Origin of the sequence: Streptomyces endophyticus, assembly GCF_035798155.1 — a bacterium.
Lineage (GTDB): Bacteria > Actinomycetota > Actinomycetes > Streptomycetales > Streptomycetaceae > Streptomyces > Streptomyces endophyticus.
The window spans coordinates 33,133-48,431 of record NZ_JAOZYC010000164.1; the positions used below are offsets into that span (position 1 = coordinate 33,133).

The 15,299-nt window shown below is 71.1% G+C and carries 15 protein-coding genes and 3 pseudogenes; 7 read left to right on the forward strand and 11 right to left on the reverse strand.

What is annotated here, in order from left to right; translation table 11 throughout:
• Positions 1–154 precede the first annotated feature (154 nt).
• The 3 genes from OKJ99_RS32985 to OKJ99_RS32995 all read left to right on the forward strand — a co-directional run bounded on the left by OKJ99_RS32985 (position 155) and on the right by OKJ99_RS32995 (position 3,068).
• Complete coding sequence (locus OKJ99_RS32985) at positions 155–1,006, forward strand: polysaccharide deacetylase family protein (RefSeq protein WP_326021738.1); 852 nt, start codon at positions 155–157, stop codon at positions 1,004–1,006.
• Positions 1,007–1,085: 79 nt separating this feature from the next.
• The gene (locus OKJ99_RS32990) at positions 1,086–1,730 is read left to right on the forward strand and encodes an alpha-ketoglutarate-dependent dioxygenase AlkB family protein (RefSeq protein WP_326021739.1); all 645 of its coding nucleotides are present in this window, start codon (positions 1,086–1,088) and stop codon (positions 1,728–1,730) included.
• Between the two features lie 78 nt (positions 1,731–1,808).
• On the forward strand, positions 1,809–3,068 hold the full coding sequence (locus OKJ99_RS32995) for an ROK family protein (protein WP_326021741.1): 1,260 nt from the start codon (positions 1,809–1,811) through the stop codon (positions 3,066–3,068).
• Here the strand turns inward: OKJ99_RS32995 and OKJ99_RS33000 are convergent.
• The 7 genes and pseudogenes from OKJ99_RS33000 to OKJ99_RS33030 all read right to left on the reverse strand — a co-directional run bounded on the left by OKJ99_RS33000 (position 3,055) and on the right by OKJ99_RS33030 (position 7,256).
• Positions 3,055–4,248: an MFS transporter gene (locus OKJ99_RS33000; RefSeq protein WP_326021743.1), complete on the reverse strand. Its 1,194-nt coding sequence runs from the start codon at positions 4,246–4,248 to the stop codon at positions 3,055–3,057. The two genes, OKJ99_RS32995 and OKJ99_RS33000, sit on opposite strands and share 14 nt — an antisense overlap.
• A gap of 108 nt (positions 4,249–4,356) precedes the next feature.
• Positions 4,357–4,953, reverse strand: a complete 597-nt coding sequence (locus tag OKJ99_RS33005; RefSeq protein WP_326021744.1) for a TetR/AcrR family transcriptional regulator — start codon at positions 4,951–4,953, stop codon at positions 4,357–4,359.
• Between the two features lie 86 nt (positions 4,954–5,039).
• Positions 5,040–5,189: pseudogene (locus OKJ99_RS33010) on the reverse strand (phosphotriesterase); the annotation flags it as partial.
• Positions 5,189–5,455: pseudogene (locus tag OKJ99_RS33015) on the reverse strand (DUF4865 family protein); the annotation flags it as partial. The pseudogenes OKJ99_RS33010 and OKJ99_RS33015, both read right to left, overlap by 1 nt.
• 59 nt (positions 5,456–5,514) lie before the next feature.
• Complete coding sequence (locus OKJ99_RS33020; protein ID WP_326021745.1) at positions 5,515–6,126, reverse strand: DUF4352 domain-containing protein; 612 nt, start codon at positions 6,124–6,126, stop codon at positions 5,515–5,517.
• 194 nt (positions 6,127–6,320) lie between these two features.
• Positions 6,321–6,458: pseudogene (locus tag OKJ99_RS33025) on the reverse strand (TetR/AcrR family transcriptional regulator); the annotation flags it as partial.
• 102 nt (positions 6,459–6,560) lie between these two features.
• Positions 6,561–7,256: a DUF998 domain-containing protein gene (locus OKJ99_RS33030; protein WP_326021746.1), complete on the reverse strand. Its 696-nt coding sequence runs from the start codon at positions 7,254–7,256 to the stop codon at positions 6,561–6,563.
• Between the two features lie 262 nt (positions 7,257–7,518).
• Between OKJ99_RS33030 and OKJ99_RS33035 the strand changes: the two genes are divergently transcribed.
• From OKJ99_RS33035 to OKJ99_RS33045, 3 genes are read left to right on the forward strand one after another with little or no spacing between them, the layout of a single operon-like run.
• Positions 7,519–7,860, forward strand: coding sequence for an SHOCT domain-containing protein (locus OKJ99_RS33035; protein ID WP_326021748.1), 342 nt, complete (start codon positions 7,519–7,521; stop codon positions 7,858–7,860).
• Positions 7,857–8,639: an ABC transporter ATP-binding protein gene (locus OKJ99_RS33040; protein WP_326021749.1), complete on the forward strand. Its 783-nt coding sequence runs from the start codon at positions 7,857–7,859 to the stop codon at positions 8,637–8,639. Before OKJ99_RS33035 ends, OKJ99_RS33040 begins: the two co-directional genes overlap by 4 nt.
• Positions 8,636–11,197 (forward strand): ABC transporter permease, encoded by a 2,562-nt coding sequence (locus OKJ99_RS33045; RefSeq protein WP_326021750.1) that lies wholly within the window; start codon positions 8,636–8,638, stop codon positions 11,195–11,197. Before OKJ99_RS33040 ends, OKJ99_RS33045 begins: the two co-directional genes overlap by 4 nt.
• Positions 11,198–11,226: 29 nt before the next feature.
• Here OKJ99_RS33045 and OKJ99_RS33050 read toward each other — a convergent pair whose 3' ends face one another.
• Positions 11,227–11,739 carry an ATP-binding protein gene (locus OKJ99_RS33050; protein WP_326021751.1) on the reverse strand — a complete coding sequence of 171 codons (513 nt, stop codon included), beginning with the start codon at positions 11,737–11,739 and terminating at the stop codon, positions 11,227–11,229.
• A 206-nt stretch (positions 11,740–11,945) separates the two neighbouring features.
• Positions 11,946–12,260 (reverse strand): transcriptional repressor LexA, encoded by a 315-nt coding sequence (locus OKJ99_RS33055; protein WP_326021753.1) that lies wholly within the window; start codon positions 12,258–12,260, stop codon positions 11,946–11,948.
• A gap of 324 nt (positions 12,261–12,584) precedes the next feature.
• Here OKJ99_RS33055 and cds1 point away from each other — a divergent pair, with 324 nt between their 5' ends.
• Entirely contained in the window at positions 12,585–13,772 is a 1,188-nt protein-coding gene (gene cds1, locus OKJ99_RS33060; RefSeq protein WP_326021755.1) for an L-cysteine desulfhydrase Cds1, read from the forward strand.
• Between the two features lie 65 nt (positions 13,773–13,837).
• Here the strand turns inward: cds1 and OKJ99_RS33065 are convergent, their stop codons facing one another.
• The gene (locus OKJ99_RS33065) at positions 13,838–14,320 is read right to left on the reverse strand and encodes an SRPBCC family protein (protein ID WP_326021757.1); all 483 of its coding nucleotides are present in this window, start codon (positions 14,318–14,320) and stop codon (positions 13,838–13,840) included.
• A 117-nt stretch (positions 14,321–14,437) separates the two neighbouring features.
• Positions 14,438–15,265 (reverse strand): DeoR/GlpR family DNA-binding transcription regulator, encoded by an 828-nt coding sequence (locus OKJ99_RS33070; RefSeq protein ID WP_326021758.1) that lies wholly within the window; start codon positions 15,263–15,265, stop codon positions 14,438–14,440.
• Between the last annotated feature and the right edge of the window lie 34 nt (positions 15,266–15,299).

Sequence of the window (15,299 nt, forward strand, 5' to 3'; positions counted from 1 at the left end):
CGGGAGCGATGCGCCGAATGACGGGACCAAGACTCCGCAGTCCGCCGGTGACCGGCAGGCTTCCCGTTCCCCGACGCCCGGACACCCTTCCGGGGCAGCGAAACCGGCCAAACCTCCGGCGCCCGACAAGGTCCATGCCAATGAGCTGGGCGCCGTGCCCGTGCTCATGTACCACCAGATTCTCAACCGCCCCAAGAGCGCGTACGACCGGACACCCGAGGACCTCCGCGCCGAACTGGAACGCCTCGTGCGCGAGGGGTACGTGCCCGTGACGGCGGGCGACTACGAGACGGGGCACATCGACATCCCGGCCGGCGCCCACCCGGTCGTCCTCACCTTCGACGACTCCACCGACAGCCAGCTCCGCCTCGGCGCCGACGGGCAACCCACCAAGAACTCCGCGATCGGCGTCCTGCGCGCCGTCGCCCGCGACCATCCGCGCTTCAAGGCCCGCGCCACCCTCTTCGTGAACGGCGACGCCTTCGCCGCCACCGGCCAGAAGAAGGCCCTGACCTGGCTGAAGAAGAACGGCTTCGAGATCGGCAACCACACCCTCGACCACGCCAACCTCGCGCAGAGCGGCACCGCCAAGGCGCGCGCCCAGATCGCCGAGGGCCAGCGCTCCATCGTGCGCGACGTCCCCGGCACGGACGTCCGCTCCCTCGCCCTCCCGTACGGCATCCAGCCCGAACCCGCCGACCTCGCCCTCACCGGCAGCGCGTCCGGCACGGCGTACAAGAACCGGGGCGTCTACCTCGTCGGCGCGAACCCGGCCCCCTCCCCGTACGCGGACTCCTTCGACCCGGCCGCGATCCCGCGCATCCGCTCGGCGCCCGCCAAGGGCAAGGACGCGAACTACAGCTCCGCACACTGGCTCGGCCAACTGTCCGCGGGGAAGCTCGCGCGCTACACGTCCGACGGCGACCCGGACCACGTCTCGTACCCGAAGGACACGGGAGCGCGGCCGGGGAAGACGGCGCCGAAGGGAGACCTCCGACCGTACTGAGCCGCGCACCGCACCGAGCCGCACGGGCCCGGTGTCTTCGGGAACACCGGATCACGTGTCTTCGGGAACACTGGAACCCATGAACGAACTGTTCGCCCGCGACCGCAAGGAGCTCGCCCCAGGCGCCGTCCACGTCCCCGACTGGCTCGACGAGAACGAACAGCGGCACCTGGTCGAGCTGTGCCGCACGTGGGCACGCCCACCCGCGGGCCTGCGCGATGTGCGGCTGCCGGGCGGGGGCCGGATGAGCGTGCGGCAGTTCGGACTCGGCTGGCACTGGTACCCGTACGGATACGCGCGCACCGCCGTCGACGGCGACGGGGAGCCGGTGAAGCCGATGCCGGACGAGCTGGCGGCGCTCGGCCGACGGGCCGTCGCGGCGGCCTACGGCGACGGACACGGCACCGACCCCTACGACATCGCCCTGATCAACTACTACGACACCGACGCCCACATGGGCATGCACAAGGACCGCGACGAGAGATCGGCGGCGCCGGTGGTGTCCCTGAGCCTCGGTGACACCTGCGTCTTCCGGTTCGGCAACACCGAGACCCGTACGAAGCCGTACGCGGACGTCGAGTTGCGCAGCGGGGATCTGTTCGTCTTCGGCGGCGACTCGCGGTTCGCCTACCACGGGGTGCCGAGGACCGAGCCGGGGACGGCGCCGCCCGGGCTCGGCCTGAGCGGGCGGCTCAACATCACGTTGCGGGTCAGCGGCTTGTAGGGAGGGTGGGCGCACGGATCGGCGGCGGGGCGTTCAGCGGCTACCATTCCTGAGCGTGATCAGGGCGAGGAGTTGCTGATGGGCGGCGGCAAGGCGGCCTCCGGGACCGGGGGCCATACGGCGGGCGATGCGGCCGGGCGGCCACCACGTCTGGAGCGGGGGCGCAGCGCGCTCGGTCCCGCGCTCGAACTCGTCCACACCGGGCGGGCGCCCACGCGCGCCGTGCTGACCGCTGAGCTCGGTGTGACCCGCGCGACCGCGGGTGCCGTCGCCGCGGAGCTGGAGGCGCTCGGCCTCATCCGCATCGACGCGAAGCCCAGCGCCGCCTCAGGCTCGCAGGGCCGCCCCTCGCACCGCCTCTCCGTCGCCGACGAAGGACCGGTCGCGCTCGCGGCACAGGTCCACTCCGACGGCTACCGGGCGGCGCTCGTCGGCCTCGGCGGCGGCATCGTCGCCACCACGCCCGGCTGCGAGATCATCGACCCGGACCCGGCGGACGTACTGCGCTCGGTGGTGGAGGCGGGCGTCCGGCTCCTCGAAACCACGGGGCGACGCTGCGTGGGCGCGGGCCTCGCCGTCCCCTCCGCGGTCGCCGAACCCGACGGCACGGCCCTCAACCCCCTCCACCTGGCCTGGCCGGTGGGCGCGCCGGTGCGGCAGATCTTCACCGACTGCGTACGCGAATCGGGCCTGGACATCCCGGCGTTCGCGGCCAACGACGTCAACCTGGGCGCGCTCGCCGAGCACCGCCACGGCGCGGGACGCGGCGCCCGCGACCTGCTGCTGGTGGCGACCGGTCACCGCGGAGTGGGCGGCGCCCTGGTCCTCGACGGCCACCTGCACACCGGCAGTTCGGGCCTCGCCCTGGAAGTCGGCCACCTCACGGTGAACCCCGAGGGGCGTCCCTGCCACTGCGGGAGCCGCGGCTGCCTGGACGTCGAGGCCGACCCGCTCGCCTTCGTCACGGCCGCGGGCCGCGTCCCCGACCCCGGCGGCTCGCTCCTGTCCCAGGCACGCGGCCTGCTGACCGAGGCGAAGGACGACCCGGACGTCCGCGCGGCGACAGCCCTCCTCATCGACCGCCTCGGCCTCGGCCTCGCCGGCCTGGTCAACATCCTCAACCCGGACCGCATCGTCCTCGGCGGCCTCCACCGCACCCTCCTCGACGCCGACCCCGAACGCCTGCGCGCGGTCGTGGCGGACCGCAGCCTGTGGGGCCGCAGCGGCAGCGTCCCGATCCTGGCCTCGACGCTGGACCACAACAGCCTGGTGGGCGCAGCGGAATTGGCCTGGCAACCGGTCCTCGACGACCCGCTGGGGGCGCTCAGCGGGGGGTGACGGCGGCGGGCTCCACGACCGGCTCCTGCCGCACCGCCGCCTCGTTCCTACGTGCCATCAGATCCGGTACGAGCGAGGCGATCCCGGCGATCGCGAGCGCCAGGCCGACCCACAGCGGCGCCCGCAGCCCGTACGCGTCGATGACGACACCGCCCACCGAGGTGGCGATGACGATGCCGAGCGTGATGAACGAGGAGTGCACGGTGTTCACCAGTGCTCCCGCGTTCCCCCTGCGCTGCACGCGCACCACCATCGCCGGGTTCATGGTGACACCCACCAGACCGATGCCCAGCATGCACACCACGGCTGCCGCGCTCACCTGCGCGAACAGTGCGAACCCCAGAAGGAAGAGGGAGTTGAGGGCGAGCCCGGCCAGCAGCACTGTCAGCGTGTGCCGGTCGGCCAGCCGTCCCGTCACCGCGTTGCCGATGACGGTCGCCGCCCCGTAGGCGACCAGCAAGAGCGGCACGGTGCCCGCGCCGAACCCGGAGATCTCGGTCAGGATCGGGCCCAGATAGCTGAACGCGGCGAACGTCGCGCCGATCACGAGCGTGCTGGTCGAGAGGGTGAACCACAGCCGTGCAGAGCGGAACACTCCGAATTCCGCCCGTAGTTGGCCGGCCCCCTCATCCTTCGGAACATCCGGCACCCCGACGAGCGTCGCCACCGCGGCGAGCACCGTGATCCCCGAGATCGCCCAGAACGCGGCGCGCCAGCCGGACCGGTCACCGATGAACGTGGCCAGCGGGAGCCCGAGCAGCGTGCCGAGCATCAGCCCGTTGAGCGCCACGGAGACGGCGCGGCCACGCACTTCGGGCCGGGTGACCTGCGCGCACATGGCGAGACCGATACCGAAGAAGGCCTGCGAGGCGACTCCGGTGACGATCCGGGCCACCAGCATCACCGCGTACGTGGACGCGGTCGCGGCCAGCACGTTGCCCGCGAGGAACACCGCGAACAACACCATCAGGGCCCGTTTCTGAGGCACCTTCAGCAGTGCGACGGTCAGAAACGGCCCGCCGAACGCCATGGCCGTGGCGAAGGCGGTGATGAGATATCCGATCTGCGGGATCGTCGCGTCAAGACCGTCCGCCATCTGCGGCATCAGGCCGGCGACGACGAACTCGCTGGTGACCATGGCGAAGATGCCGAGGGCCAGGACGTATACGGCGCGTGGCATGGGTGTCCTTCCGGGAAACGTTTATTTTGGATGGGTCAGTACAAAATCAGGGCATGGCTAATTGGGTCGGGCCGCTCAACCGCGGCGCCGAAGGTGTGGGGGTGGGGGTCAGTTGGTGAGGGCGTCCAGAGTGATCTGTGCCGTGGCGTCGAGGGTGGCGCGGTCGGCGCCCCCTTGTCCGGCGACACGCATCCCGCCGACAACGGTGTTGAGGAAGCGCGCCAGTTCCTCCGGCGGTCGTTTCGAGGTGATCGAACCGTCGGTCTGCCCGGCCGCGATCACGGACCGCAAGGCAGCGAGCCGGACGTCGAGGTCCCGCTCCACCAGGCGCGCCGCCTCGGGATCGCGCCCCGCGAACTCCACGGTGGTGTTCACCGTGAGGCAGCCGCGACTGTGGCCGTCCTTGCGGGTCCCGGCCTCGGTGTCGACCGTCCTCGCGAACAAGGTCCGGATCCGGTCGAGCGGCGCTTGCTCCGCATCCTCCAGAATCGCCATCTGGTCCGCCGTCATCCGCTCGATGTAACGGGTCAGCGAGCGCGTGAACAGATCGTGCTTGCTGGCGAACGTGTTGTAGATGCTGCTGCGCCCCAGTCCGGTGGCCGTACACAGATCCTGGGTGGAGGTGGCCTCGTAGCCGTTCTCCCAGAAGGCGTGCATCGCCGCGTCCAGGGCCCGCTCCTCGTCGAACATCCTCGGTCGGGCCATACGGGGACGCTACCTGTTTTGGATCGCTCGGTGCAATACCCGGTCCGACGAGCGGTGCCTACCGGGCCGGGGTGACCGCACGCCCCTCACCGCCACTCCACCGAAAACGCCTGCGCCGGATTGTCCACCAGGATCCGCTCCACCGCCCCCTCGCCCAGCACCGCTTCGAGGCGTGGGCGCACCCGGCGCAGGAGGTACGGCATGCCGGGGCCGCCGGTCACCGAGCGCGCCCCGGGGCGAGTTGCGATGTTTCCTCTACTGCCTCGGCGGTCAGTTTCGGGAGGTCGGTGCCCTCCTCGATCGGTGTCCGCTGCCGCACGGCCGTCCGTGCCAGCGCCGTGGCCGCGACCCCCTCCTCGTACGCGATGCCCGTCCAGTGCTGGACGACGGGGCGCCCGAAGTCGGCGACGATGCCCTGGAATCCAGGGCCCCAGAGGAAGGCGTTCATGCCGGTCGGCGCGTTCCACGGATGGAACGGGGCGTACTGGTTCACCGGCGAGCCGACGCACATGCAACAGCCGTGTCGTGGAGGACACTTCCCGCGAGCGGGGCTGAGCTACGTCAGGACTTCGGCAGGAGGACGGCGAACGCGCCCTTACCCGGGCCGTCGTAGTACGTGACGGTTCCGCCCTTGCGTGGGACGTCGAGGACGACGGAGCCCGTCACTCCCTGGCCCGGCCCGTACTCCGTGTCGAGTTCCGGACCGTCGGCGACCTCAAGCGTGGTGCAGTCCTGAGGTGCAGTCTTCGTGTCCTGCCACTTCATCGCGCCGTACGCGGCGAAGTTTCCAGGTGCCTTGCCGACGTTCTTCAACGTCAGCTTGAGGACGACGTATTGACCGTTCTCCGGCCTGTTCGACGTGTCGAGGTCCGTGGCCGTCACGTACTTTGCCGACTCCACCTTGACGTTCATCTGCGTCTTCACGGTCTCGCCCGTGTCGTCGTAGACGTCAAAGGGGCCGTTTGTCCCGACGGCAAGCATCGGCGCCGGAGCGGCTTGCGGCTCTTCGGTCGGCTCGCCCACGTCCACCTTGTCGAACGAGGCGGACGCCTCAACCGTCGTACTGGGCGCCGCCTCGGCCTTGTCGCTATCCGCGCTGGAGCATCCCGTCAGCACGGTGACGAGGACGGCAGGAACGGCCAGTAAGACGGCACGACGAACGTAGGTGCCCATAGAACCCCCCTGAAACAGCGGCCTCCCCAGGCCGCGTGAAGCGCAAGCGTAAGGCATGCGCGGTGAGTGGGAGGCGCAATGGCATGGGCAGGAAGTACGCGCAGGCGGCGCCTGCCGAAGGGCTGGCCTCGGATCAGGCGCCGGATCATCCGGTGTGACAAGGGTGTCTGCGTGGCGCTCTACAGCGACGGCCGGTCGACCGAGGTCCGCATCTCTTCCCCGGTGCGCCGGGTCGCGGCGAGGGCCAGGTCCTGCTTCCCGGTGAAGTGGTGGTACATACTGCCCTGGCCGACACCCGCGCGCCGCAGGATCGCCTTAGGGCTGGTGCCCACGTAACCGCGCTCTCACAGGAGCTCGCGAGTGGTCTCGATCAGTCGGTCCTGGGTGCTGGCCATGGTGTCACCGTGCATACCAGTAGTTACAGATTCACTGCCTCACCTCGGACCCCACCCCAACCGCCGGAACCCGCCCCCGGTACCCACACGCTGAACGTACCGGCCCAGCACGCCGAGCATGATCACCTCGCACCCGAGCATCCCCCGCTCCACCAGCCCGATCAGCTCCCGCCCGCCCGGCCCCGCCGAGTACGCCATCGCCCCGGCCCCGGCCACCGCGAGCAGGGACAGCACACGCAGCCACCGCGCGGTTCTCCCCGCCGTGGGGGTGAGCCGCCCCGCCAGGACGAGACCGGCCGCCGGCAGCGCCGCGAACGCCGCGACGGACGCGTAGCGGTGCACATACGCGGACCCGGTCAGCTCCGTGGTGAGCGGATCCGTGGGCACCACGGCCGCGAGCACGAGGCCCGCACCCCAGATCGCCAGCAGCACGGACGGCAGCCCCCGCACCGCCGGGAGCCGCTTCCTCGCCACCGCGAGGAGCAGCAGCGAGACGAGGCCGAGCGAGGCCATGGCGGTCTCGATCGGTCCACCGCGGTCAAGGGCCGCGAAGTCGCTGACGGTGAGGGACAGTTGACTGAGTCCCGGGTCGGTGTCCCGGGGAGCCAGCAACGCCGCCATCATGGCCACGACCACGGCGGTCCACACCGCGGGGGCGAGCAGACGGCCAGGCGCCTCGGGCCGGCCGAAGGTGAGCCGCCGGCTGAAGGTGTCTCGTCTCGAAGTGTTCGTCACGACCCGATCCTCCAGCCCGGGAGGGCCCGCACACATGCGGGCAGCCCCGGACGCACCCCTGACCCGGCCCCTGACACGCATCAGGGTCGACCGCGCGGCAGGGAGCAGCCCCACACCCCTCACGTACTCCCGCGGGGGTACGCGCAGTGCCGCTGGCCGTACGACGACTTCGCCCCCCTCCCGGCGGGACGCTCGAGTCATCACCACAAGTGGACGCCCGGCACACCGGCCGGGCGCCACGGAACAAGAGGAGATGAGTCGGATGCAGACCCTCGCGGACTTCGGACCCGGCAACGGCCCCGGCCCCTGGATCCTGTTCTTCCCACTGATCTGGGCGGCCGTCATCGTCGGCGTCGTCACCCTGCTGCGCCGCACCGTCTGGCGCGGCCGACGCGGACCGTGGCGCCCCGGCGGCCCCCGGCCCGGCGGCCCCCGCTTCGACGAGAACTCGCCGATCGCCGTGCTCGGCCGGCGCTTCGCCGCCGGCGAGATCGACGAGGACGAGTACTGGCGCCGACTGACCGTCCTGAACGAGGAGTTCGGGCACGACAGTCACTACGGCCAGTACGGCACCGACGACAAGGCGAAGGGCGGCGCGTCATGAGCACCGCCACGACGCTCACCCCCACCGCCCTCGCGGCGCGCGTGGACAACGCCGTCAAGGTGTACGGCTCCGGGGACACCGCCGTCCGTGCCCTCGACGGCGTGAGCGTCGGCTTCCGCGCCGGACGGTTCACCGCGATCATGGGCCCGTCCGGCTCCGGGAAGTCGACCCTGATGCACTGCGCGGCCGGCCTCGACACCCTCACCGAGGGCGCCGCGTACATCGGTGACACCGACCTCGGCTCCCTTGACGACCGACGACTGACCCTGCTGCGGCGCGACCGCGTGGGGTTCGTGTTCCAGGCGTTCAACCTGGTCCCGACGCTGAACGTCGCCGAGAACATCACGCTGCCGATCGACCTGGCGGGCGAACGCCCCGACCGCGAGTGGCTCGACGCGCTCATCGATGTCGTCGGGCTGCGCGACCGGCTGCACCACCGCCCCGCCGAACTCTCCGGCGGGCAGCAGCAACGCGTCGCCGTGGCAAGGGCGTTCGCGGGCCGGCCCGACGTCGTCTTCGCCGACGAACCCACCGGCAACCTCGACTCCCGCTCCGGCGGCGAGGTGCTCCGACTCCTCGGCGACGCGGCCCGTCAGGCCTCGCGCACGGTCGTCATGGTCACCCACGACCCGGTCGCCGCCGCCCACGCCGACGAGGTCGTCTTCCTCGCGGACGGCCGCCTCGTCGACCGGATGGAACGGCCGACCGCCGACCGGGTCCTCGACCGGATGAAGGCGTTCGACGGCACCACGTCAACGAGTGGTGGTGAACCGTCATGAACGCCTCCGTCCGCCTCAGCCTCACCTCGCTGCGCGCCCACAAGCGGCGCTTCGCCGGAACGTTCAGCGCCGTCCTGCTCGGCGTCGCGTTCCTCGCCGGCACCCTCGTCATGGGCGACACCCTGCGCGCGAGCTTCGACTCGATGTTCGCGGGCGCCAGCAGCGGCACCGACGCCGTCGTGCGCTCCGGCAACGTCATCACCACCCCCGGCGAGAGCCAGGGCACCCGTCGCCCGGTGGACGCCTCGCTCGCCGACGATCTGGCGAAGGCGCCGGGCGTCGCCGCGGCGGCCCCCAACATCCAGGGTGCGGGACAACTCGTCGACGCCCACGGCAAACCCATCGGCGGCCAGGGCCCGCCCACCCTCGCCGGGAACTGGATCGACGACCCCGAGCTCAACGCGTACCAGCTCGCCGAAGGCCGCACTCCCCACAAGAGCGGTGAGGTCGTCGTCAACCGCGGCGCCGCGAAGACCGGCGATCTGAAGGTCGGTGACACGACGACGCTGCGCACACCCGATCCCGTGAAGGTCACCATCGTGGGCCTGGCCACCTTCGGTGGTGAGGACGGCATGGCGCAGACCACCTTCACCGGCATGACCCGCGCCGACGCCGAGAAGTACCTCACTCCGAAGCCGGGGGAGGCGTCCACCATCCAGGTGCGGGCGGGACCCGGTGTCGGTCAGCAGGAGCTCGTCGACTCCCTGAGTGGCCGTCTTCCCAAGGGAGTTGAGGCGATCACCGGTGCGGAGTCGGCGCAGGAGAACACCGACATGATCTCCGGCCAGTTCCTCACCCTGTTCACGACCTTCCTTCTGGTCTTCTCCGGTGTCGCACTGCTCGTCGCGACCTTCTCCATCCACAACACCTTCGCCATCGTCGTGGCCCAACGATCCCGCGAGAACGCCCTGTTGAGGGCGCTCGGCGCGGCCCGCCGGCAGATCGCCGGGGCGACCCTCGTCGAGGCGACCGCCGTCGCCGTGGTGGCCTCGGCCGCCGGACTCGCGGGCGGCATCGGTATCGCGGCCGGGCTCCAGGCGCTGTTCCCCGCCATCGGATTCCCGTTCCCCGAAGGGGATTTGGTGATCAGCCCGCTGTCCATGCTGCTGCCGCTCGCCGTCGGCATCGTGGTGTGCGTCGGCTCGGCGCTGCTGCCCGCGCTGCGCGCCGGGCGCACCGCGCCGCTGGCCGCCCTGCGCGAGAGCGCCGTCGACGACTCCGGTGCCTCGCGGCGCCGCGCCGTCATCGGTGGTGTGCTGGGCGCGGCCGCGATCGCGGCGACCCTCATGGGCGTCCTGGTGTCCCCGTCGATCACCCTCGCGGGCATCGGCGCCGTGCTGGTCCTCGCGTCGTTCGTCGTACTCGGCCCTGTCGCGTCGACGTCCGCCGTACGGGCCCTGGGCGCGCCGCTCGACCGGCTGCGCGGCGTCACCGGCGGACTCGCCCGGCGCAACGCCCTGCGCAGCCCGAAGCGCACCGCCGCCACGGCGAGCGCCCTGATGATCGGTGTCGCGGTGGTCTCCCTGTTCACCGTCTTCGGGGCCTCACTGAAGGCGACCATGGACCAGACCGTGAACCGTTCCTTCGCGGGGGACGTCGCCGTCTCCACCCCGTCGTTCGGCGCGGGCGGCAGCGGCCTCAGCCCGAAACTGGCGCCCGCGATCGCCGAGCGGCCGGAGGTGGCCACGGCGGTCGGCCTCGGCAGCGGCGTCGCCGACGTCGAAGGCAAGGGGCGCGCCCTCACCGTCACCGACCCGGCCGCCCTCGCCAAGGCCTTCGACCTCGGCACGGTCAGTGGCTCGATGGGTGACCTGGGGAAGAACGGCGTCGCGATCACCCGCGCCGAGGCCGACAAGCGGCACCTCGCGGTCGGCGACACGGCACGGCTCGCCTTCACCGACGGCGAGAAGGAACCCTTCACGGTCCGCGCCGTCTATGGACAGTCCGAGCTCGCGGGCGACTACGTGATCTCGCGCGAGGCCTGGGCACCGCACCGTACGCAGGACGCCGACAGGCTGGTCTCCGTCACCTTCAAGGACGGCGTCTCCACGGCCGACGGCACGAAGGCGGTCGAGAAGGTCGCTGCGGCGTACGGCAACCCGGATGTGCAGACCCGTGACGCGTACGCGCAGTCCTCGGCGTCCGGCATCGACATGATGCTCACGCTCGTCTACGCGCTGCTGGCCCTGGCCGTCGTCATCGCGCTGCTCGGCATCGCCAACACCCTCACCCTCGCGGTGCACGAACGGACCCGTGAGCTGGGTCTGCTGCGGGCCGTCGGCCAGACCCGTGGGCAGCTGCGGGCGATGGTCCGCTGGGAGTCGGTGCTCGTCGCGGCGTTCGGCACGGCCGGCGGGCTCGTGCTCGGCGGCTTCCTCGGCTGGGTCCTGGTGGAGGCGTCCGACGGGGCGAGCGACAGCGCCTTCGCGTTCGCGCTGCCGCCGGCCCAGCTGGCGATCGTGGCCCTCGTCGGGCTCGCCGCGGGCGCTCTCGCGGGCCTGCGCCCTGCTCGCAGGGCGGCACGCCTGGACGTGCTGCGGGCCATCGCCACCGAGTGAGCGACGTACCTTCGGTGATCACCGCCCGGTCAGCCTGCGACGGCCGACCGGGCGGGAGCATGCGGGGACACCTTGTTCTCGTGCGTGTCCGTGCGGCGCGCGGGATGCGTCGCGTACACCGGGTACGGCGCGATGGCCATCGCGGGGGCGGGGGCCGGCAGGGCGAACCAGACGACCTTGCCGTCCTCGCCGTGCGGCCGCACGCCCCAGCTCTCGCTCACCGCGGCGATCATCGCGAGTCCGCGGCCGCAGGTGGCGAGGGAGTCGGCGTCCCGTACCTCGGGGAGCCTCGGGTCGTGGTCGTGCACCGAGACCGTGAGCGTGCCGCTGAGCAGCTCGATCTCCACGGTGCAGAGCTTGTCCGGCTCCGCGTGCCGGTGGACGTTGGTCAGAAGTTCGGTGACGCCGAGCGCGGCCATCTCGATCAACGGATCGAGATGCCAGTAGCGCAACTGCGCCGATACGATTCTGCGGACCTGACCTATCCGCGACGGCAGGGCTTGGAGCTCCACCGTGCAATGCCTGTTCGGCTGGCTGATCACGGCTACGACTCCCCGAAATTGAGTCCGGAAGAAGACGAAAACGGATCGAGCGGTGCGACCGTGCTGTGACAGGACTGCCCGCTCCGTGTCCGGCGGGCTGGTTCGCAGCGTTATCGCCGGTAAACCCTGAGTAGTGATGTGTGACCAGCGTGACTCAGGGGGCGTGGGCGTGCAACTTCGCCGGTCGCTCGCCGCGGGGTGGGGCGCTATCCGGTGCGCGAGGTGGCGGCGCGCACGGCCTCGATGAACCGCCGGGCCGTGGGTGGTCCCGCCTCGCCGCCCTGTCCGCCGAGGCGTAGCAGATAGCGCCGCCCGTCCACGGCGGCCATCGCCCGGTCCTCGGCGCCGAACCAGGGCCTGCCCGCGCGGACTTCACCCAACGGGGCGCTGTCGATCTCGCTCCCGTAGCTCGTGAGCAACTCCAGCCTGCCGCCCGTGATCCGGACCTGCCCCGCCCGGGTCAGTGATCGCAGGCGTCGGCCGATGCGCACGCCCGTCGCCGTGAACTCCGGCTCCGCCATGCCGTTTCGCCCCCTCGAGTGCGTGTCTGCGGTGCAGTCTGCACGCACCCGGCCAGGAGCACCAGTGCGCATATGGACGCTCTGTGAAGTATTCGATGCAATTGGAATGTGCGCCCCCCTCGTACACGCGTTCCCGGACCTCCGTGGTGTCCCGGACGTGTGTTCCCCGCCCTGTCCAGGTGTGCCTTTGAGGTGCTCAAAGATGCGTTTATGCAGGTGAGAAGCGTGCAGAAGGTGCTTATGATCGACGTGTCCTGCACGTCTTCGGCGCGCCGGACCGGCGCTCGGGAACGTTGCCCGAGTACGACGTGAAGGAGCCATGCGGTGAGCACCACGGAACAAGGCCGGACCACGGGCGAGGGCGCGGTCTCCGGCCCCCTGCCGACGCTCGACGTCGACCACACGGACCCCGGCTACCGTGAGTGGCTCAAAGAAGCGGTGCGCAAGGTGCAGGCGGACAACAACCGCTCGGCCGACACCCACCTGCTGCGCTTCCCGCTCCCCGAGCAGTGGGGCATCGACCTCTATCTCAAGGACGAGTCGACCCACCCCACGGGCAGCCTCAAGCACCGGCTGGCCCGCTCGCTCTTCCTGTACGGCCTGTGCAATGGCTGGATCCGCCCCGACCGCCCCGTCATCGAGGCGTCGAGCGGTTCGACGGCGGTCTCGGAGGCGTACTTCGCGAAGCTGATCGGCGTCCCCTTCATCGCGGTGATGCCGCGTACGACCAGCGCCGAGAAGTGCCGCCTGATCGAATTCCATGGCGGTCAGTGCCACTTCGTGGACGACTCCAGGACGATCTACGCGGAGTCCGCGGCCCTCGCGTCCCGCACCGGCGGCCACTACATGGACCAGTTCACGTACGCGGAGCGGGCCACGGACTGGCGCGGGAACAACAACATCGCCGAGTCCATCTATCGCCAACTCTCCCTGGAGCGCTACCCGGAGCCCACCTGGATCGTCGCCACGGCGGGCACCGGCGGCACCTCGGCGACGCTCGCCCGCTACGTCCACTACATGCAGCACGACACCCGCATCTGCGTCGCGGACCCCGAGAACTCCTGCTTCTTCGAGGGCTGGACGACCGACAACCCCGACGCGACGAGCGACTGCGGCTCCCGCATCGAGGGCATCGGCCGCCCCCGCATGGAACCGAGCTTCGTGCCGGGTGCCATCGACCGCATGATGAAGGTCCCCGACGCGGCGAGCATCGCGGCGGTACGCGCCCTGGAGTCGGCCATCGGCCGCAGGGCGGGCGGTTCGACGGGTACGGGACTGTGGAGCGCCCTCAAGATCGTCGCGGAAATGGTGGCCGAGGGCCGTACGGGCAGCGTCGTGACGCTCCTCTGCGACCCGGGCGACCGCTACCTGGACAAGTACTACTCGGACGCCTGGCTGAGGCAGCAGGCCCTGGACATCACCCCGTACGCGAACGCGATCACGCGCTTGCTGGAGACGGGGGAGTGGTCTGGCTCAGGCCCGGCCGCCCAATCAAGCCCCGCCGGCGATTGAGGCGCGGGGTCCGGGGCGGAGCCCCGAGAGCGCAACCACGCCGCGGCGCAACGAACAACCACCCCTCACGCGGGCGCAGCCGCAAGCCTCCGGTCAAGCGCCTCCACGGCCCCCCGAAACGCCCGCCCCAACCCGGCCCGCCCAAGCTTCATCCCGACCCGAACCCCCGCAGGCGCGTCCACCGCAAACGTCCACCGCACCCGGGACCCCCCACCGGGAACCCCTTCGATCCGCCACTCCTCCACCATCGCCCGGATCCCCGGCACATTGGTCTCGTCGACGCGATACGCATACACGACACCGGGCTCCGCGGCGACGATCGTCTCCAGGAACCGCGTCCCACCCTTGAGCCGGACCTCCCGCCGCGCCCCACCGTCCAGCGGCCGCGCGAGCGTCACCGCGGAGAACCACTGGGGCCATCCGACGACATCCTCGGCGAGCGCCCGGTACACGGCGTCCGGGGAGGCCGACACCTCACGGGCGAACACGAGCCGCAACGGCGCACTGTCGACGAAGTCGAGCTCGACGGGGAGAAGACGGCGTGCCATGAAGGTTCAGCCCCCAAAGTTGAATCGGCGGACGCGACATCGGGTCAACGGGCGTCACCCGTAGCCGAGTTGACGTGCTCCAGGTGTCCGGTCCCGGCCACCATAACTGGCGCACCGTCAGATGTCTGCACCGTCCTCGGGCTCCCCGGCCACCACGAGCCGCATGTGCTCGGCGACCTCCGCCCGCGCCTCGACCGGCAGCCCGCCGTCCGTCACCAACGTGTCCACCTGGTCGAGCGAGGCGAACGAACTCAGCCCCACCGTCCCCCACTTGGTGTGGTCCGCCACCACGACGACCCGCCGCGCGGACTGCACGAGCCGCCGGTTCGTCTCCGCCTCCGCCAGGTTCGGCGTGGACAGTCCTGCCTCCGGGCTTATGCCGTGCACCCCGAGGAACAGCACGTCGAAGTGGAGCGCCTCGATCGCCTGGTCGGCGACCGGCCCCACCAGCGAGTCCGACGGCGTGCGCACCCCGCCGGTCAGCACCACCGTGGCCGCGCCCTGCCGGGACGCCGCACCGCGCTGTGACGCGTGGAAGACGTCGGCCACCCGCACCGAGTTGGTCACCACCGTGAGGTCCGGTACGTCGAGCAGCTCCTTGGCCAGCGCGAACGTCGTCGTACCGCCGGACAGCGCGATCGCCGTGCCGGGCGCAGCCAGCGGCGCGGCGGCGCGCGCGATGTCCTCCTTGGCGGTCAGCTCCAGGCCCGACTTGGCCTCGAAACCGGGCTCATGGGTGCTGGCCTCGACGACCGGGACGGCGCCGCCGTGCACCTTCTCGACGACCCCCTGCCGGGCGAGCGCGTCCAGATCGCGCCGGACCGTCATGTCGGAGACGCCGAGCTTCCTGGTCAGTTCGTTGACCCGGACGCCGCCGCGCCGACGGACCTCGTCGATGATCAGGGCGCGGCGCTGCTCCGCGAGCAGGTTCTGATTCTCGCTCACGTCCGTCGGATCCCTTCGGCTCGTCCCGCCTGCC